General features: G+C 65.8%; 19 protein-coding genes and 2 tRNA genes. 14 read left to right on the forward strand and 7 right to left on the reverse strand.

Annotated features, from left to right (window positions below):
- Nucleotides 1-14: 14 nt before the first annotated feature.
- Genes yidC through rpmH form a run of 4 tightly spaced genes read right to left on the reverse strand, consistent with a single transcriptional unit; the run spans nucleotide 15 to nucleotide 1,884 of the window.
- On the reverse strand, nucleotides 15-1,025 hold the full coding sequence (gene yidC, locus H289_RS0106165; RefSeq protein ID WP_020099891.1) for a membrane protein insertase YidC: 1,011 nt from the start codon (nucleotides 1,023-1,025) through the stop codon (nucleotides 15-17).
- Nucleotides 1,026-1,068: 43 nt separating this feature from the next.
- Complete coding sequence (gene yidD / locus H289_RS0106170) at nucleotides 1,069-1,344, reverse strand: membrane protein insertion efficiency factor YidD (RefSeq protein WP_020099892.1); 276 nt, start codon at nucleotides 1,342-1,344, stop codon at nucleotides 1,069-1,071.
- The gene (gene rnpA / locus H289_RS32265) at nucleotides 1,341-1,718 is read right to left on the reverse strand and encodes a ribonuclease P protein component (RefSeq protein ID WP_081633317.1); all 378 of its coding nucleotides are present in this window, start codon (nucleotides 1,716-1,718) and stop codon (nucleotides 1,341-1,343) included. The genes yidD and rnpA overlap by 4 nt, the downstream gene beginning before the upstream one ends.
- Nucleotides 1,719-1,740: 22 nt before the next feature.
- On the reverse strand, nucleotides 1,741-1,884 hold the full coding sequence (gene rpmH, locus H289_RS32270) for a 50S ribosomal protein L34 (protein WP_073695092.1): 144 nt from the start codon (nucleotides 1,882-1,884) through the stop codon (nucleotides 1,741-1,743).
- Between the two features lie 611 nt (nucleotides 1,885-2,495).
- On the opposite strand from rpmH, the gene dnaA reads away from it, so the two are divergent.
- From dnaA to H289_RS0106230, 11 genes are all read left to right on the forward strand, one after another.
- Nucleotides 2,496-3,971: a chromosomal replication initiator protein DnaA gene (dnaA, locus tag H289_RS0106180; protein WP_029104846.1), complete on the forward strand. Its 1,476-nt coding sequence runs from the start codon at nucleotides 2,496-2,498 to the stop codon at nucleotides 3,969-3,971.
- A gap of 627 nt (nucleotides 3,972-4,598) precedes the next feature.
- Nucleotides 4,599-5,789 carry a DNA polymerase III subunit beta gene (gene dnaN, locus H289_RS0106185; protein WP_020099895.1) on the forward strand — a complete coding sequence of 397 codons (1,191 nt, stop codon included), beginning with the start codon at nucleotides 4,599-4,601 and terminating at the stop codon, nucleotides 5,787-5,789.
- Nucleotides 5,790-5,817: 28 nt separating this feature from the next.
- Nucleotides 5,818-6,711, forward strand: a complete 894-nt coding sequence (gene gnd, locus H289_RS0106190; RefSeq protein ID WP_020099896.1) for a phosphogluconate dehydrogenase (NAD(+)-dependent, decarboxylating) — start codon at nucleotides 5,818-5,820, stop codon at nucleotides 6,709-6,711.
- The gene (gene recF / locus H289_RS0106195; RefSeq protein ID WP_020099897.1) at nucleotides 6,712-7,875 is read left to right on the forward strand and encodes a DNA replication/repair protein RecF; all 1,164 of its coding nucleotides are present in this window, start codon (nucleotides 6,712-6,714) and stop codon (nucleotides 7,873-7,875) included.
- The gene (locus H289_RS0106200) at nucleotides 7,872-8,480 is read left to right on the forward strand and encodes a DUF721 family protein (protein WP_051128397.1); all 609 of its coding nucleotides are present in this window, start codon (nucleotides 7,872-7,874) and stop codon (nucleotides 8,478-8,480) included. Before recF ends, H289_RS0106200 begins: the two co-directional genes overlap by 4 nt.
- A gap of 219 nt (nucleotides 8,481-8,699) precedes the next feature.
- A complete protein-coding gene (gene gyrB, locus H289_RS0106205) occupies nucleotides 8,700-10,727 on the forward strand; it encodes a DNA topoisomerase (ATP-hydrolyzing) subunit B (protein WP_020099899.1) in 2,028 nt (675 codons plus the stop codon).
- A gap of 90 nt (nucleotides 10,728-10,817) precedes the next feature.
- A complete protein-coding gene (gyrA, locus tag H289_RS0106210; protein WP_020099900.1) occupies nucleotides 10,818-13,340 on the forward strand; it encodes a DNA gyrase subunit A in 2,523 nt (840 codons plus the stop codon).
- 43 nt (nucleotides 13,341-13,383) lie between these two features.
- Nucleotides 13,384-14,301 carry a DUF3566 domain-containing protein gene (locus tag H289_RS0106215; protein WP_020099901.1) on the forward strand — a complete coding sequence of 306 codons (918 nt, stop codon included), beginning with the start codon at nucleotides 13,384-13,386 and terminating at the stop codon, nucleotides 14,299-14,301.
- A gap of 65 nt (nucleotides 14,302-14,366) precedes the next feature.
- Nucleotides 14,367-14,440 (forward strand) — tRNA-Ile (locus H289_RS0106220).
- Between the two features lie 155 nt (nucleotides 14,441-14,595).
- A tRNA-Ala gene (locus tag H289_RS0106225) sits at nucleotides 14,596-14,668 on the forward strand.
- A gap of 115 nt (nucleotides 14,669-14,783) precedes the next feature.
- Nucleotides 14,784-15,149: a hypothetical protein gene (locus H289_RS0106230; RefSeq protein ID WP_020099902.1), complete on the forward strand. Its 366-nt coding sequence runs from the start codon at nucleotides 14,784-14,786 to the stop codon at nucleotides 15,147-15,149.
- 71 nt (nucleotides 15,150-15,220) lie between these two features.
- On the opposite strand, the gene cwsA is transcribed toward H289_RS0106230, so the two are convergent.
- Complete coding sequence (cwsA, locus tag H289_RS0106235) at nucleotides 15,221-15,589, reverse strand: cell wall synthesis protein CwsA (RefSeq protein ID WP_020099903.1); 369 nt, start codon at nucleotides 15,587-15,589, stop codon at nucleotides 15,221-15,223.
- Between the two features lie 131 nt (nucleotides 15,590-15,720).
- On the opposite strand from cwsA, the gene H289_RS0106240 reads away from it, so the two are divergent.
- Nucleotides 15,721-16,248, forward strand: a complete 528-nt coding sequence (locus H289_RS0106240; RefSeq protein ID WP_020099904.1) for a peptidylprolyl isomerase — start codon at nucleotides 15,721-15,723, stop codon at nucleotides 16,246-16,248.
- A gap of 66 nt (nucleotides 16,249-16,314) precedes the next feature.
- On the opposite strand, the gene H289_RS0106245 is transcribed toward H289_RS0106240, so the two are convergent.
- Nucleotides 16,315-16,728 (reverse strand): PH domain-containing protein, encoded by a 414-nt coding sequence (locus H289_RS0106245; protein WP_029104849.1) that lies wholly within the window; start codon nucleotides 16,726-16,728, stop codon nucleotides 16,315-16,317.
- A gap of 148 nt (nucleotides 16,729-16,876) precedes the next feature.
- Entirely contained in the window at nucleotides 16,877-17,161 is a 285-nt protein-coding gene (gene crgA / locus H289_RS0106250; RefSeq protein ID WP_020099906.1) for a cell division protein CrgA, read from the reverse strand.
- A gap of 107 nt (nucleotides 17,162-17,268) precedes the next feature.
- Between crgA and H289_RS0106255 the strand changes: the two genes are divergently transcribed.
- Both H289_RS0106255 and H289_RS0106260 read left to right on the forward strand, forming a co-directional pair.
- Nucleotides 17,269-18,063: a DUF881 domain-containing protein gene (locus H289_RS0106255; protein ID WP_225433609.1), complete on the forward strand. Its 795-nt coding sequence runs from the start codon at nucleotides 17,269-17,271 to the stop codon at nucleotides 18,061-18,063.
- Nucleotides 18,064-18,100: 37 nt separating this feature from the next.
- Nucleotides 18,101-18,769 (forward strand): aminodeoxychorismate/anthranilate synthase component II, encoded by a 669-nt coding sequence (locus H289_RS0106260; RefSeq protein WP_020099908.1) that lies wholly within the window; start codon nucleotides 18,101-18,103, stop codon nucleotides 18,767-18,769.
- The last annotated feature ends 4 nt before the right edge of the window (nucleotides 18,770-18,773 follow it).

An 18,773-nucleotide genomic window follows, 5' to 3' on the forward strand; every position in this document is an offset into this window, starting at 1 on the left:
TACCCTCTGACCGGTCAACGCTTCTTCTTGTTGGGCTTGGCGCCCGGGGCCGGCTTCGAGCCAGCGGAATCGGATTCAGTGCCGTCGAGCTCCGTAGCGGTCTGTTCGACGTCGGTACCGGCGCTGGCCGGGGCGGCCGGCGGATTGCCCTTCTTGTTCCGGTTCGGTTTCACACCGGGTGCCGGAGCATTGGCCGACCGGCGTGCGATCGCCTGCTCCTTCTCCTCCGCCTCACGCTTCTCGATCCGGTTGAACACCACGTGCTGCTGACCGTAGGTCCAGATGTTGTTGGCCACCCAGTACATGAGGATGGCGATCGGCAGGAACGGGCCGGACACCACGACGCCCAACGGGAACACGTACAGCGCCAGCTTGTTCATCAGCTGGGTCTGCGGGTTCTGCTGGGCTTCCAGACTCTGCCGGGCCACCGAGGCACGGCTGTTCATGTGGGTCGCGATACCCGAGATGATCATCAGCGGAATGCCGACGAGGATGACCGACATGCGGTCGAAGTGCGCGAACGCCTTGAGGCTCTCACCGGTCTGAATCATGGTGGCGCCCAACGGCGCACCGAACAGATCCGTGTTCAGGAAGTGCGCGACGTCGGTGGCGCTGAAGAAGTAGTTGCCGGTCGTCCGGTTCTCCTCGAGGGACAGCGCCTGCGCACCGATCCCCATGCCGGCGCCCTCAGTCCGGTTGAACGAGCGCAGCACGTGGAACAGACCCAGGAACACCGGAATCTGCGCCAGCATCGGCAGACAGCCAAGGAGCGGGTTGAAACCGTGCTCGCTCTGCAGCTTCTGCATCTCGAGTGCGAGCCGCTGGCGATCCTTGCCGTACTTCTTCTGCAGTTCCTTGATCTGGGGCTGCAGTTCCTGCATCTGCCGGGTGGTCTCGATCTGGCGGACGAACGGCCGGTACAGGATGGCACGCAGGGTGAACACCAGGAACATCACCGACAGGCCCCAGGCGAAGAAATTCTCCGCACCCAGGATCGCGCCGAAAAGCTTGTACCAGAGCCACATGATCCCCGATACCGGGTAATAGATGTAGTCCAGACTGAACCAGTTAAAAGACAAGCGAATCGCTCCTTGACTGCGCGGCGGTTGCCGCGGACCGTCTTTCGGGGATGGGGTCCCATCCCCCGTGATGCCACGGGCCACACTTGGCCAGCCGAACTGTCGTCAGCCAACAACCGCGGAACAATCCGTGTTCGGTGAGTGCCTCGACGGCGTACTGGCTACAGGTGGGGCTGAACCGGCAGCTGGGCAGACGCATCGGCGACACCATGTTGCGGTACAGCTCGATGAGAAAGATCAGCCCGCGGGCCAGCCGCTGACTCATGGCCGGGATCCGGACTTCGCATGAGCGCGCTGCACTGCGACTCGCAATTCGTCCTGCAGCGTGGCGGTGGCGGCCTCGCGACTGCCGGGCAGGGCCCGGATCACCAGCAGCTCACCGGACTGCAACTCGGGCAGCAGATCCCGGCTGGCATGACGAAGCTGACGGGACACGCGGTGGCGCTGGACGGCGTTGCCGACCGATTTACCTACGACGAGACCGACTTTCGGCGCATCCGCGGTGTTTGAATCGGCATCGCCAAAATCTCGTGGTGCCAGTGAATGCACCACGAGATCCCGTTGCGCCGAACGCACACCGCGGCTCACGGTGACTCGAAAGTCTGTCGAGCGCGTCATCCGGTTACGAGCCGGAAGCACGGTGCTTCGATCCTGCGTCAGGTCACGCAGTGAGAGAGCGACGGCCCTTGCCGCGACGTGCCGACACGATGGCGCGGCCGGCACGGGTCCGCATGCGCAGACGGAAGCCGTGCACACGAGCCCGACGGCGGTTGTTCGGCTGGAAAGTCCGCTTGCCCTTGGCCACGGCTGTATCTCCTCAACTATGTGACGCCCGCACTCGCCACCGACATGAACGAGTCATGCCGGTGGGCACGGTCGTCGCTGGTAAGCGCACGCATCTTGCTTGCTAGCCGGCGCGGTACCGATCGAAGTTCGTGGCAGAACTTCCCCGGTCGCAGCCGTATCGCCACGTGTGGGCGACTGTTCGAGGGTACTGATCTGAATTCTCCGGGTCAAACCTCGCTGTCGCACGTCAGGAACCGTTACCGCTTCGTAGCGAGAAGTGAGGTGGATCCCACATCAGTTCGTCACAGTTGTCCCACTCGCAACGTGGCAAGCCGACACGCCCAAGAACCTCGAACCAATGTTGCCGAACGGTTGGCGGACGAACAGAAAACTTGTTAGCTTCTGCCAATGCCGTTGCACGACGGCGCCAGACAACAAGCCAGAGAGGTCCCGACGCTACGAGCCCACAGACGTTCCTGTGACGAGCCTCAGCGCGCGGGCTTCCTGCATGCAAAACACGAGCACGACGGCACTCTCCTACTTTGTCCACAGTCTGTGGATAACTATGTGGACAGATTGTCGTCGTTTTATTGAGCCGCCGGTCAGGCGGTTCCGAGGGGGTAGTAGTCGTTGACCGCTAACCCCAGTGCATCGTTCACCGACATCTGGAAAAGCGTGGTCGCCGAACTCAACGGTGACCTCGGCGGCACCACGACGCTGACCGCCCAACAACGGGCCTGGTTGCGCATGGTTCAGCCGCTGGTGCTGACCGAAGGTTTCGCATTGCTGTCGGTCCCCACCCAGTTCGTGCAGAACGAGATCGAGCGGCACCTGCGTGAACCGATCATCGCCGCGCTGAGCCGACACCTCGGACAGCGCGTCGACCTGGGTGTTCGTATCGCCGTCCCGGAGACCGACGACCGGCCGGCGGCCACCGAAACCCCCGACGCCGAGACGCCGGAACCTGAACCGGTCACCGCCGCCGACGACCTGGACGACGACGCCGAAGAGCTGTCCAGTGCCGAAGAGACCTGGCCCCGGTACTTCAACCGGCCGCCCGCGGACGAATCGGCCGATCTGAGCCTCAACCGGCGCTACACCTTCGACACCTTTGTCATCGGCGCCTCGAACCGGTTCGCGCACGCCGCAACGCTGGCCATCGCCGAAGCGCCGGCCCGCGCCTACAACCCGCTGTTCATCTGGGGTGAATCAGGTCTGGGCAAGACGCACCTGCTGCACGCGGCCGGTAACTACGCGCAGAAGCTGTTCCCCGGCATGCGGGTCAAGTACGTCTCGACCGAGCAGTTCACCAACGACTTCATCAACTCGTTGCGTGACGACCGGACCGCGTCGTTCAAGCGCAGCTTCCGCGACATCGACGTCCTGCTGGTCGACGACATCCAGTTCATCGAAGGCAAGGAAAGCACTCAGGAAGAGTTCTTCCACACCTTCAATACGCTGCACAACGCCAACAAGCAGATCGTCATCTCGTCGGACCGGCCGCCGAAACAGCTTGCGACGCTGGAAGACCGGCTGCGGACCCGGTTCGAATGGGGTCTGATCACCGACGTTCAGCCGCCCGAGCTGGAGACCCGCATCGCGATCCTGCGCAAGAAGGCGCAGATGGACCGCCTGGATGTGCCGGACGACGTGCTCGAACTCATCGCCAGCCGCATCGATCGCAACATCCGCGAGCTCGAGGGTGCGTTGATCCGTGTGACGGCGTTCGCGTCGCTGAACAAGACGATGATCGACAAGTCTCTGGCCGAGATCGTGCTGCGAGATCTCATCGCCGACGCCGGCACCACCCAGATCAGCATCGCCACGATCATGGCGGCCACGGCCGAGTACTTCGAGACCACCGTGGAGGAGCTCCGCGGCCCCGGTAAGACCCGCGCCGTCGCCCTCTCCCGGCAGATCGCCATGTATCTGTGCCGGGAGCTCACGGACCTGTCCTTGCCGCGGATCGGGCAGGCCTTCGGCCGCGACCACACCACGGTGATGTACGCCGAGCGCAAGATCAAGAAGGAAATGGCTTCGCGGCGTGAAGTTTTCGATCACGTCAAGGAACTCACCACCCGGATCCGGCAGCGTTCCAAGCACTGAATCTGTCCTTGTGACATCGGCCCGCAGGCACTCACGCCTGCGGGCCGATGTTGTTTTGTCGGGCCGTGAGTGGGGTACTCGAGCCGCGGATCCCCCGGATCCAGCGTGTTTTGTGCCCCGACGACCAGAATCTCAAAAAAGATTTTTTGGCATCACGAGCACCTCCAGTCACACAACGGGGTGTGCACAGCGCTGTGTACTACATGGGATAAACCCTGGGATTTAGCTCAGAACAATCCACACGGCCGGATCGCTCCACAAATACACGGATTGGATTAACGGCGCGTGCACAGTCTGCGCACAGCCCCGGATCCCGCCGGTGAGGCCCGGACCAGCAACTCCGTGGATCCATCCACAGCGTGCACAGCCCCTATTACTAATACCTTTAGATCTCTCTAGATCTTCTTCTAAAAGCAGTCCGTTGGGGAAACTCCCGGTGGACAACCGGATCCCGACGGCCTTCCGGGGGTCGTCACGAGCTCTCCGGGCTGATCGTTTAGCTTTCAACTTCACGCGGAACGCTCTACGGTGTTCTTCGATAGCCGGAACCAACGCCGATGCGTGTTGTTCACGCCTCACGGCGGGATCCGGCAGGCAAGCGTGGTGGGGTAACAGCGAAGGGACGCTATGGACGTGGCGACAACAGCCGGTCTGACCGATTTGAAGTTCCGTCTCGTTCGGGAAGACTTCGCCGACGCCGTGGCCTGGGTGGCGCGGATCCTGCCGTCCCGGCCACTGAACCCGGTCCTCGCCGGTGTGCTGCTGACCGGCTCCGACGACGGTCTCACCATCTCCGGATACGACTACGAGGTGTCGGCCGAAGTTCGCGTCGCGGCGGAAATCTCTTCTCCCGGAAGCGTTTTGGTGTCGGGCAAGCTGCTCTCGGACATCACCCGCGCGCTGCCGGCCAAGCCGGTGGAACTCAGCGTCGAAGGCACCCGCGTGGCGCTGAGCTGCGGTAGCGCCCGCTTCTCCCTGCCGACCATGGCGGTCGAGGATTACCCGGCGCTGCCGGCACTCCCGGATGAGACCGGCATCGTGCCCGCCAACGTCTTCGCCGAGGCCATCGGTCAGGTGGCCGTCGCCGCCGGCCGCGACGACACCCTGCCGATGCTCACCGGTGTGCGCGTCGAGATCTCGGGTGAGAAGGTCGTCCTGGCTGCCACCGACCGCTTCCGGCTCGCGGTCCGTGAACTCACCTGGAACTCGGCAGTGCCGGATCTCGAAGCGGCCGTGCTGGTTCCGGCGAAGACGCTGGCCGAGTCCGCCAAGTCGGGATCCGACGGCACCGAGGTGCACCTGTCGCTGGGTGCCGGTCAGGCCGTCGGCAAGGACGGCATGCTGGGTATCCGCAGCAATGGCAAGCGCACGACCACGCGCCTGCTCGACGCCGAGTTCCCGAAATTCCGTCAGCTGCTGCCGGCTGAGCACACCGCGGTGGCCACCATCGGTGTCGCCGAGCTGGCCGAGGCCATCAAGCGTGTCGCGCTGGTCGCCGATCGTGGCGCCCAGGTCCGCATGGAGTTCGCAGACGACATCCTGCGCCTGTCGGCCGGTGCCGACGACGTCGGTCGCGCCGAGGAAGACCTGCCGGTCGAGTTCTACGGTGAGCCACTGACGATCGCCTTCAACCCGACCTACCTGACCGACGGGCTGGGTTCTTTACATGCCGATCGTGTGACGTTCGGGTTCACGACGCCCAGCAAGCCTGCAGTGTTGCGGCCCGCCGGGGAGAATCAGTACTCGGGATCCGGTCCGTTCCCCGCCGGGGACACCGACTACGTGTACTTGCTGATGCCGGTGCGCCTGCCGGGCTGACCGGAACACAACAGCGGAGGAAGCACTGATGCAGCTGGGGTTGATCGGCCTCGGAAAAATGGGCTTCAACATGCGCGAGCGTCTGCGCGGTGGCGGCCACGAAGTCATCGGGTACGACCCGCGGCCGGAAGTCAGCGACGTGCCGTCGCTCGCTGCGCTCGCCGAGCAGCTAACGGCGCCGCGCGTGGTGTGGGTCATGGTGCCCTCGGGTGAGATCACCCGCGAGACCATCGAGGATCTCGCCGAGGTGCTCAGCTCCGGTGACCTGGTGATCGACGGCGGCAACTCGCGCTACACCGAGGACGCCGTGCATGCAAAGTTGTTGGCGGACAAGGGAATCGGCTTCATCGATGCCGGGGTTTCCGGTGGCGTCTGGGGCCTGACCGAAGGCTATGGCCTGATGGTCGGCGGCAGTGACGACGACGTCGCGCGCGTCATGCCGATCTTCGAGACGCTGCGGCCCGAGGGAGATCTCGCCGACGGCTTCGTCCACGCCGGCCCGGTCGGCGCCGGCCACTTCGCCAAGATGGTGCACAACGGCGTGGAGTACGCGCTGATGACGGCCTACGGCGAGGGTTACGAGATGCTGGCCGCGTCGGACCTGATCAAGGACCCGCAGGCGGTGTATCAGGCCTGGACCAACGGCACCGTCGTGCGGTCGTGGCTGCAGCAGCTGCTGGCCAAGGCGCTCAAGGAAGATCCCCAGCTGGCCGACATCAGCGGCTACACCGAGGATTCCGGTGAAGGCCGCTGGACGGTCGAGGAAGCCATCCGGCTGCGGGTGCCGGTACCGAGCATCGCAGCGTCGCTGTTCGCCCGGTTCCTGTCCCGGCAGGATGACTCGCCGACCATGAAAGCCGTTGCGGCACTTCGTAATCAGTTCGGTGGCCACGCCGTCCAGAGGGTCAGTAAGTCCGGCTAGGTGTTCGTTCGACAGCTCAGTCTGACCGACTTCCGGTCGTGGCCGCGGCTAGACCTGGAATTGGCACCGGGTCGGACCGTGTTCGTCGGCCAGAACGGTTTCGGCAAGACCAATATCGTTGAGGCCCTGTGGTATACCGCCACGCTCGGGTCCCACCGGGTGGCCTCGGACGCCCCGCTCATCCGGTCCGGGTGTGACCGCGCCGTCGTCTCCACCATCGTGGTCAACGACGGCCGGGAGCTGGCGGTCGATCTCGACATCACCGCCGGCCGGGCCAACAAGGCGCGGCTGAACCGCTCCCCCGTCCGGTCCGCGCGCGAAATTCTCGGCGCCCTGCGGGCGGTGTTGTTCGCCCCGGAGGATCTGTCGTTGGTCCGCGGCGATCCGGGGGAACGCCGGCGGTACCTCGACGAACTCGCCAGCACCCGGCGACCGCGGCTCGGTGGGGTACGGGCGGATTACGAGAAAGTGGTGCGCCAGCGCACCGCGCTACTGAAATCCGCGGGCGCCAGCCGTTTTCGTGGTGCGGATGCCGGCGCGCTCGAGACCCTCGATGTCTGGGACGGTCATCTGGCCGCCCACGGCGCCGAGCTGATCGCCGCCCGCGTGAACCTGATCAACGAATTGCACCCGGAGATCACCAAGGCTTATCACCTGCTGGCACCGGCGTCGCGGCCCGCATCGGTCCGCTACCGCAGTTCGGTCGAGGCCGTCGAAGAACAGGCCGGTACCGGGTCGGTCGATGTCGCGGCCTACCAGAGCGCGCTGCTCGACGAACTCGCCCGCCGCCGGTCCGCCGAACTCGAGCGCGGCGTCTGCCTGGTCGGTCCGCACCGCGATGACCTCGAACTGCGCCTCGGAGACCAGCTCGCGAAAGGTTTTGCCAGCCACGGGGAATCGTGGTCGATGGCGTTGGCGCTGCGGTTGGGCGCATACGAACTGCTGCGGACCGACGGCACCGACCCGGTGCTGCTCCTCGACGACGTGTTCGCCGAACTCGATTCGGCACGCCGGCGGGCGCTCGCCGACGTGGCACAATCGGCGGAGCAGGTTTTGGTCACCGCGGCGGTGCCCGACGACATTCCCCAGGACTGGGACGGCACCCGGGTCAATGTGGTGATGCGTGACGACGACGGCGGGCGGATTTCGGTGGTGGACGCATGAGCGACGCTTGCGGAGCGAATCAACGACCGAGCAGCGAGGAGCCTCAGAATCCTGACGTGCCCGAAAGTGCTTTCCCGCCACCGCATCTGGCCCATCTCAAGGGTATGGATCTGGTGCGCCGCACGCTGGAGGAAGCCCGCGGCGCGGCCCGCAGTCAAGGAAAAGATGTCGGTCGCGGCCGTAATGCGCCGGTCTCGAAGGCCCGCCGCGGCGGTGGTCGTCGCACCTGGTCCGGGCCCGGGCCCGATCGCCGGGACCCGCAGTTGCTGGGTTCGGCGACCATGGACCTGGCCCGCAGCCGGGGCTGGTCGGGCCGAATGGCCGAAGGATCGGTGTTCGGCCAGTGGTCGACGGTCGTCGGCGACCAGATCGCCGAGCACGCCTCTCCCACGTCGCTGCGCGACGGCGTGCTGACGGTGACGGCCGAATCGACGGCCTGGGCGACGCAGCTGCGGATGGTGCAGTCGCAGATCTTGGCCAAGATCGCCGCGTCCGTCGGCGACGGTGTCGTCACGTCGCTGAAGATCCTGGGCCCGTCGGGCCCGACGTGGCAGAAGGGCCCGCGCAATTTCGGCGCCCGCGGACCGCGCGACACCTTCGGCTGAGGCCAAAACCGGGCGTCGCTCAGCGCGCCGATGAGTCTCAGATGACGCCCCTGGAGCGTCCGGACGCGACATCACCCGAGAAATTCCCCGCACGGCGCGAACAGACGTGTCAAAACGCTGTCAGAAAGTCAGTGCCGTCCGTACCTACCGGTAGACTGTCGACAGATCTGAGAGCGGTGTCCTCACCGCCCCCTCGAACCCCAAGGAGACGCGTCCGACGTGGCTGCCCAAAAGAAGGATGCGCCGGCTGAGTACGGTGCCGATTCGATCAAGGTCCTCGAAGGTCTGGAAGCGGTCCGCAAGCGTCCCGGCATGTACATCGGCTCCACCGGCGAACGCGGTCTGCACCACCTGATCTGGGAAGTTGTGGACAACGCGGTCGACGAGGCGATGGCCGGTTTCGCGACCAAGGTCGACGTCCGCATCCTCGAGGACGGCGGCGTCCAGGTCACTGACGACGGCCGCGGTATCCCCGTCGCGATGCACGCCACCGGTATCCCGACCGTCGACGTCGTCATGACGGTGCTGCACGCCGGAGGCAAGTTCGAAGAGGGCGCCTACCAGGTGTCCGGTGGTCTGCACGGCGTCGGCGTCTCGGTGGTGAACGCCCTGTCGACGCGGCTCGAGGCCGACATCCACAAGGACGGCTTCGAATGGCACCAGACCTATGACAAGTCCGTCCCCGGCACACTGCGCAAGGGCGAGCCGTCCAAGAAGACCGGTACGACCATCCGCTTCTGGGCCGACCCGGACATCTTCGAGACCACGGTCTACGACTTCGAGACCATCGCCCGCCGCCTGCAGGAGATGGCGTTCCTGAACAAGGGCCTGACCATCGAGCTGACCGACGAGCGCGTCGCCGCTGCCGCGGTGGTCGACGAGGTCGTCAGCGATCACGCCGAGGCGCCCAAGTCCGCCGAGGAGCAGGCCGCCGAAGCCGCCGCCCCGCAGAAGGTCAAGCATCGGACCTTCCACTACCCCGACGGCCTGGTCGACTTCGTCAAGCACATCAACCGGACCAAGAGCGCCATCCAGCAGAGCATCATCGACTTCGGTGGCAAGGGTGACGGCCACGAGGTCGAGATCGCCATGCAGTGGAACGCCGGTTACTCCGAGTCGGTGCACACCTTCGCCAACACCATCAACACGCATGAGGGTGGTACGCACGAAGAAGGTTTCCGCGCCGCGCTGACGACGGTGGTCAACAAGTACGCGCGCGACAAGAAGCTGCTGAAGGAGAAGGAAGCCAACCTCACGGGTGACGACATCCGTGAAGGTCTGGCGGCGGTGGTCTCGGTGAAGGTCCGTCAGCCCCAGTTCGAGGGCCAGACCAAGACCAAGCTGGGCAACACCGAGGTCAAGTCGTTCGTGCAGAAGATCTGTAACGAGCAGCTGACCCACTGGTTCGAGGCCAACCCAGCCGAGGCCAAAACGGTTGTCAACAAGGCGGTTTCGTCGGCGCAGGCCCGTGTCGCCGCGCGTAAGGCGCGGGAGCTGGTGCGCCGCAAGAGCGCGACCGACATCGGTGGTCTGCCCGGCAAGCTGGCCGACTGCCGCTCCACCGACCCGACGAAGTCGGAACTGTATGTGGTGGAGGGCGATTCGGCCGGTGGCTCGGCCAAGAGTGGCCGCGACTCGATGTTCCAGGCGATCCTGCCGCTGCGCGGCAAGATCATCAACGTCGAGAAGGCCCGCATCGACCGCGTGCTGAAGAACAACGAGGTCCAGGCCATCATCACGGCCCTGGGCACCGGTATCCACGACGAGTTCGACATCTCCAAGCTGCGGTATCACAAGATCGTGCTGATGGCCGACGCCGACGTCGACGGCCAGCACATCTCGACACTGCTGCTGACCTTGCTGTTCCGCTTCATGAAGCCGCTGGTGGAAAACGGCCATATCTTCCTGGCTCAGCCGCCGCTGTACAAGCTGAAATGGCAACGCAGCGAACCGGAATTCGCGTACTCGGACCGCGAGCGCGACGGCCTGCTCGAGGCCGGCAAGAAGGCCGGCAAGCGCATCAACACCGACGACGGCATCCAGCGCTACAAGGGTCTGGGTGAGATGGACGCCAAGGAACTGTGGGAAACCACCATGGATCCGTCCATCCGGGTGCTGCGCCAAGTCACCCTCGACGACGCCGCGGCCGCCGACGAACTGTTCTCGATCCTGATGGGCGAGGACGTCGAGGCGCGCCGCAGCTTCATCACCCGGAACGCGAAAGATGTTCGCTTCCTTGATGTTTAGCAATCAGCCCGCGCGAAGCGCTGCGAATCCGGCCCAGCTCGGCCGCTGAAAATCGATGTTTAACGTGAAACAATCCGCAGAAGGAATTCGATGACCGACACCCTGCCTCCCGAAGGCGATCGGATCGAACCGGTCGACATCCAGCAGGAGATGCAGCGCAGCTACATCGATTACGCGATGAGCGTCATCGTGGGCCGCGCCCTCCCCGAGGTCCGTGACGGCCTCAAGCCCGTGCACCGCCGCGTGCTCTACGCCATGTACGACTCCGGGTTCCGGCCGGACCGCTCGCACGCCAAGTCGGCGCGTTCGGTCGCCGAGACCATGGGTAACTACCACCCGCACGGTGACGCCTCGATCTACGACACCCTGGTCCGCATGGCCCAGCCGTGGTCGCTGCGCTACCCGCTGGTCGACGGACAGGGCAACTTCGGCTCGCCGGGTAACGACCCCGCGGCCGCCATGCGTTACACCGAGGCCCGGCTCACCCCGCTGGCCATGGAGATGCTGCGTGAAATCGACGAGGAGACAGTCGATTTCATCCCCAACTACGACGGTCGCGTGCAAGAGCCGACCGTCCTGCCCAGCCGGTTCCCGAACCTGCTGGCCAACGGCTCCGGCGGTATCGCCGTCGGTATGGCCACCAACATCCCGCCGCACAACCTCCGCGAACTCGCCGAGGCCGTGTACTGGTGCCTGGAGAACCACGAAGCCGACGAGGAGACGACCCTCGAAGCGGTGATGGAGCGGGTCAAGGGCCCGGACTTCCCCACCCACGGCCTGATCGTCGGATCCCAGGGCATCTCCGACACCTACAAGACCGGTCGCGGTTCGATCCGCATGCGCGGCGTCGTCGAGATCGAGGAAGACGCCAAGGGCCGCAACTCGCTCGTCATCACCGAGCTGCCGTACCAGGTCAACCACGACAACTTCATCACCTCGATCGCCGAGCAGGTGCGCGACGGCAAGATCGGCGGCATCTCGAACATCGAGGACCAGTCCAGTGACCGCGTGGGTCTGCGGATCGTCGTCGACCTCAAGCGCGACGCCGTCGCCAAGGTGGTGCTGAACAACCTCTACAAGCACACCCAGCTGCAGACCAGCTTCGGTGCCAACATGCTGTCGATCGTCGACGGTGTGCCGCGCACCCTGCGGCTGGACCAGATGATCCGCTACTACGTCGCCCATCAGCTCGACGTCATCGTCCGGCGCACGCGGTACCGGCTCCGCAAGGCCAACGAACGTGCCCACATCTTGCGCGGTCTGGTGAAAGCCCTTGACGCCCTTGATGAGGTCATCGCGCTGATCCGCGCGTCGGCCAACGCCGACGCCGCCCGGACCGGCTTGATGGAGCTGCTCGAAGTCGACGAGATCCAGGCCCAGGCCATCCTCGACATGCAGCTGCGTCGTCTGGCCGCCCTGGAACGTCAGCGCATCGTCGACGACCTCGCCAAGATCGAGGCCGAGATCGCCGACCTCGAGGACATTCTCGCCAAGCCCGAGCGGCAGCGCGCCATCGTCCGCGACGAGCTCAACGAGATCGCCGACAAGTACGGCGACGACCGTCGTACCCGGATCATCGCGGCCGACGGTGACGTCACCGACGAGGACCTGATCCAGCGCGAGGACGTCGTCGTCACCATCACCGAGACCGGCTACGCCAAGCGCACCAAGACCGACCTCTACCGCAGTCAGAAGCGCGGCGGTAAGGGCGTGCAGGGCGCCGGGCTGAAGCAGGACGACATCGTCAACCACTTCTTCGTGTGCTCGACGCACGACTGGATCCTGTTCTTCACCACGCAGGGCCGGGTGTACCGGGCCAAGGCGTATGACCTGCCCGAGGCCTCCCGGACCGCGCGCGGCCAGCATGTGGCGAACCTGCTGGCCTTCCAGCCGGAGGAGCGCATCGCCCAGGTCATCCAGATCAAGAGCTACGAGGACGCGCCCTATCTGGTGCTCGCCACCCGTAACGGTCTGGTGAAGAAGTCCAAGCTGGCCGACTTCGATTCGAACCGCTCCGGCGGCATCGTCGCGATCAACCTGCGCGACGGCGACGAACTCGTCGGTGCCGTGCTGTGCTCCGCCGAAGAGGACCTGCTGCTGGTGTCCGCCAACGGCCAGTCCATCCGGTTCTCCGCGACCGATGAGGCGCTGCGGCCGATGGGTCGCGCCACCTCGGGTGTGCAGGGCATGCGCTTCAACGAGGACGACCGTTTGCTGTCGCTCAACGTCGTCGTGCCGGACACCTACCTGTTGGTCGCGACCGCGGGTGGTTACGCCAAGCGGACGGCCATCGACGAGTACACGGCACAGGGCCGCGGCGGCAAGGGCATCCTCACGATCCAGTACGACCCGAAGCGTGGCAGTCTGGTCGGTGCGTTGATCGTCGATGACGACACCGAGTTGTACGCCATCACTTCCGGCGGTGGTGTCATCCGGACCGCGGCACGTCAGGTGCGCAAGGCCGGACGGCAGACCAAGGGTGTGCGGTTGATGAACCTGGGTGAGGGCGACACACTGATTGCCGTCGCGCGCAACGCCGAAGAGGCCGAAGGTGGCGACGAGACCGACACCGAGGTCGACGCCGTGACCGAGACCGAGACCGACGAGACGTAGTGCTGCGACTGTCCCCAGCCGCCCTGATTGAAGGAGCCGCCAGGTGAGTTCCCCGAACGAGCCGGGATACACCCGTACCGGTGACGGACCCGCGAGCAATAACGGGCCGGCCACCGGATCGGGTGGCGGCGCCCACGCGGCCGAGCCGGGCGGCGACACCCCGCCCTGGCAGCGGACCCGCAGCGGGGCTCAGGCGGACGCTCCGGCTGCCGGCGGCCAGAGCCTCGACGAGCGGCTCAACCGGTTCGTCAGCGGCAGTGGATCGACATCGGCGCTGGGTGGCGGTTCGCCGTCCGAGGCGGAGACGACCATTACCCCGGCCATCACTCCCGACGTCCCGCCGGTGCCGCCGGTGCCGTCGTCGTCGCCGGCGGTGACCCCGCAGGGCAACGTGCCGCCGAAGCCGGTCCGCACGGCCGAGACGGTTCGGACGGAAACCCGGCCCGAGGCCGCCTACGCCAGCGAGATCCCGGACCTGTCCCGTCAGCCGCAGCGCCGGGCGGGCGAGCCGCGGGAGCCCCGCAGCACCGTCGCCACGGTGTCGCCGGCCCCGGCGCGTTCGACGACGCCGCGCAGCCGCGCGGGGGCCCGGCAGGACGGCCCGGTGCGGGCCAGCATGCAGGTGCGCCGCGTCGACCCGTGGAGTGTGCTGAAGGTCTCGCTGGTGCTGTCGGTGGCGTTGTTCTTCGTCTGGATGATCGCCGTCGCGTTCCTGTACCTCGTCCTCGGTGGCATGGGTGTGTGGAGCAAGCTGAACAGCAACGTCGGCGACCTGCTCACCAGCGGTGGCGGCAGCGGCGGCGAATTGGTTTCTGCCAGTACGATTTTCGGCGGCGCAACCCTCATCGGGTTGGTCAACATCGTGCTGCTGACGGCCATGGCCACGGCGGCGGCGTTCGTCTACAACCTGACCACGGATCTGGTCGGCGGCGTCGAGGTGACGCTCGCAGACCGCGACTGACGTCGCGTTTTGGGCGCAGAGGTACCCATACGGTAATCTCATCGCTCGGCCGCAAGGCCACTTTCGGGCCTATAGCTCAGGCGGTTAGAGCGCTTCGCTGATAACGAAGAGGTCGGAGGTTCGAGTCCTCCTAGGCCCACGGAAGTCGGTATCACCGACTCCCCCACCGGAAGGGTGCACCGTGAGATTGGTTCTGCTGGTGCTGGGTGCCTTGCTTGGAGTGGCTGCGGTAACCGTGTGGCGGACCCAGCATGGCGCAGAGGTCTGGCATTCACTTCAATCGGACACCATCGAGGGGCCTTAGCTCAGTTGGTAGAGCGCTGCCTTTGCAAGGCAGATGTCAGGAGTTCGAATCTCCTAGGCTCCACAAAAAATCCAGAGCAGTTCGCAAAGCGGTTCCGAGTCATCGGGGCCGCTTTGCGCGTCTGACGGGAGCGGAGATTCCAACGGCGCTCCAACGTCACAGTCCTACGCTGGCGCCCATGACGACAGAGATCAGCTACGCGAAGTGGATGTTGCCGCTGTCGGTGCCGTTCGGCCTCGGACCCAAGCACAGCGAGATCGAGGTGCGCGACGGCGCCCTGCACGTGGCCATGGGCTGGGGCTTCTCCGCCGACATCCCGCTGGCATCGATCACGGAAGCCGGTCGCTGGGAGGGCCGCATCACGTCGTGGGGCGTGCACGGCTTCCGCGGCCGCTGGCTGGTCAACGGATCGTCGGACGGCGTCGTCGCAATCACGATCGATCCGCCCGTCAAGGCCAAGGTGTGCGGCGTGCCGGTGACACTGCGCCAGCTCGGGGTCAGCGTGACGGATCCCGATGCGCTGATCGCGGCTGTGAATCGTTGAGCCGACGAACATGAGCTTGTGTGTCAGATCCAGGCCGGATCCGACACACAAGCTCAGTCTCGGCGCCCGGACTAAGGCTGCGGCGTCACATCCACGCTCGGGGGCAGCGGGGAGGGCTCCGGCTGCATCGAGCGCCGCACGATCGAGAACGTGATGCCACCGAGCGCCAGGACCGCGACGGTCGCGCCGGCGATCAGCAGGGGCCGGCGACGCCTGGACCCGGCCTCCACGACAAGGGCGAGATCGCCGGCGGCGTCGTCGCTGCGGTGGCACCGGCGCCCCACCCAGCGGGCGGTCCCGACCGTCGACCCGACGCCCAGCCCGAGCACCCCGCGCAGGATCAGCAGCGGCCCGACGATGGTGTACTTCAGCCCGCGACCCAGGCGGGCACCGGAGCTGGGGCGGCTGACCTCGGGGTCGTTCTCGGTGACAGTGCTCATCAACCAACCTCTCTGCCGGACACGATTTCTGCAGACCTCCCGAGCGGAGGCCGGGCTCTACGCCAGGGCTTCCACGTTATTCGGTGGGGGCGACTTCGGGGTCTTAAATGTGAGTGGCAGACTGACTTTCCGTGACGAGCCCCATTCAGACTGCGACCGCGACGCTGCACACCAACCGCGGCGACATCAAGATTGCTTTGTTCGGTAACCACGCGCCCAAGACCGTCGCCAACTTCGTTGGACTGGCCCAGGGCACCAAGGATTACTCCACCGAGAACGCCTCGGGCGGCACCTCCGGCCCGTTCTACGACGGCGTCATCTTCCACCGCGTCATCGACGGCTTCATGATCCAGGGCGGCGACCCGACCGGCACCGGTCGCGGCGGCCCTGGCTACCAGTTCGCCGACGAGTTCCACCCGGAGCTGCAGTTCGACAAGCCGTACCTGCTGGCCATGGCCAACGCCGGGCCGGGCACCAACGGCTCGCAGTTCTTCATCACCGTCGGCCCGACGCCGCACCTGAACCGTCGCCACACCATCTTCGGTGAGGTCGTCGACGAGGCGTCGCAGAAGGTTGTGGACGCCATCGCGACCACCGCCACCGACCGCGGTGACCGCCCGACCGAGCCGGTTGTCGTCGACTCGATCACCGTTTCCTGAATTCCAGCCTGACGCGCGGCGCGGCAGTCCCCTACCCGGGGCTGTCGCGCCGTTTGCGTTGGAGAGCTAGGGAATCAGCCCGGCGTCGGTCAGGGCGTCGAGGACGTTGATGGGGTCGGTGCCGACGTCCCACCGTGTGAAGACCAGGAGCCGGTCGTCGACGGTGTCGAGCTCCAGCAGCCGCACTTTGCGCGTCAGTCGGCGGAACTCGGTGATACGCACACTCTTGAGGTCGGCCTGTGTATAAGTCTGGGTACTCAACCACCCGCGCACTACGATCCCGGCCGGCGTGATCGCGAGCTTCGGCCGCGCGCGCCAGGACATCACGGCGAACACCAGCAGGCCGATGGCGGCGATGCCGCCGAGGAGGCGTCCGGGCAGGTCAGTGACCGAAGTCAGGGCCACAGCGGCGAGTACGACGCCGAATGTTCCACAGGCCGCGATACCGGCTGTCGGCGGGCTCCATTGAGTTTGTTCCACGAGATGTCCACACCCTTGGGGGCAAGTTATCCACAGGCACTATCCCCAATGGGGATGAATCACATCGATGTGATTGGGTGTCCGTCAGGTTGCCAGTTGGGTTACGTAACGAGACTCGGATGTAACGAACCGGGTCTGTTGACGCAGCTCAGCGCCACCGCATGGTCAGCAGCAGGCCGGTGATCATGAAGGCGAAGGCGATGGCGTAGTTCCACTGGGCGAGATCGGCCATCCACTGCAGCAGGTGTGGCGTACCGGCCGGGTTCAGCGCGGCGAGCTGGAACACCGCCAACCAGATCAGACCGATCAGCATGAGCGAGCAGAAGAACACCACGAACCACACGCTCGACGGCCCGGCCTTGACCTTCACCGGCGTCCGACTCACCGGGTTGATGGTGAAGTCGTTCTTCTTGCGAACCTTGGACTTGGGCATTGGTACCTTCGCGGACAGTCGGTGCCGCACTCCCGCGCCGGTGGAGAAAAACCGGCAATTCGGTGCGACGATGGAGCGGTATGCACTCAGAGCCTAACGCAGAAGACGTGTCGCCTCGCAGGCCCTGGTGGACGGCCGGGACCTCGGAACCTGCCCAGCCGGCCCGCCACTCGGCCTGGCGATTCGGTGTGCCGGTGGTCTGTGTGCTCGCCGGCCTCCTGCTCGCCACCACGCACAGCGTCTCCGGGGGCAGCGAGATCCGGCGCAGCGACGCGCCCCGCCTCGTCGACATGGTGAAGGAAGCACAACGCACCGTCGCCACCCGTGCCGCCGAACGCGACAACCTGCAGCGTCAACTCGAGAATCACCACGGCGGTACGCCCGGCGCCGATGCCGCGCTCGGCGCCATCACCAGTCGCGCCAACGAACTGGGTCTGGAGCTCGGCCTCGACCCCATGCGGGGACCGGGCCTGGTGATCACCCTCAACGACGCGCAGCGCAACGCGCAGGGCCAGTACCCACACGACGCCACCCCGGACGACCTCGTCGTACACCAGCAGGACGTCCAGGCGGTGCTCAACGCGCTGTGGCTGGGGGGAGCCGAGGCCGTCCAGATGCAGGACCAGCGGATTCTGGCCACCTCGGCCCCGCGCTGCGTCGGGAACACCCTGCTGCTCAACGGCCGTACCTACAGCCCGCCGTACGTCATCACCGTGATCGGCAACGTCGAGGGCATGCGCGCCGCCCTCGCCGCCGCACCGCTGGTGACGCTCTACAAGCAGTACGTGGTCCGGTTCGGACTCGGTTACACCGAGGACCCGCGGGCATCGGTGGACGTCGTCGGTCACCGGATGCCGCTGAAACTCCGGTACGCCCAACCGGCCGGACCGGTCACATATTGAGTGATCGGGTCGGCGGGTGACCCAGTAGCCTGGCGGCATGCAGGTTCTCGTCCTCGACAACTACGACAGCTTCGTGTTCAACCTGGTCCAGTACCTGGGTCAGCTCGGGGTGCACGCGCAGGTCTGGCGTAGCGACGACGAGCGCGTCTCCACTCCCGACGGCGTCGCCGCGGTGGCGAAGGAGTTCGACGGGATCCTCGTGAGCCCCGGCCCCGGCACCCCGGAGCGCGCGGGCGCGTCCATTCCGTTGGTCCGGGCGTGCGCGGAGTCCGGTACTCCCCTACTCGGGGTGTGTCTGGGACATCAGGCGATCGGTGTGGCTTTCGGCGGCACGGTCGACCGCGCGCCGGAGCTGCTGCACGGCAAGACCAGCCAGGTGCACCACGCGAACAGCGGTGTGCTGCAAGGACTTCCGGACCCGTTCACGGCGACCCGCTACCACTCGCTGACCATCCTGCCGGAGACGCTGCCGGATGAGCTCGAGGCCATCGGGCAGACCGACAGCGGCGTGATCATGGCTGTGCGGCACCGCGAGCTCCCGATCCACGGCGTGCAGTTCCACCCGGAGAGCATCCTGACGCAGGGCGGCCACCGGATGCTGGCCAACTGGCTCGCCTTCTGTGGCGAGGCTCCCGACGAGGCACTGGTCAGTCGGCTCGAGCAGGAAGTCGCCGACGCGGTCTCGGCCGCGACTCGCACGGCCTGACCGA

Origin of the sequence: Mycobacterium sp. 360MFTsu5.1, assembly GCF_000383495.1 — a bacterium.
Classification (GTDB): Bacteria; Actinomycetota; Actinomycetes; order Mycobacteriales; family Mycobacteriaceae; genus Mycobacterium; species Mycobacterium mucogenicum_B.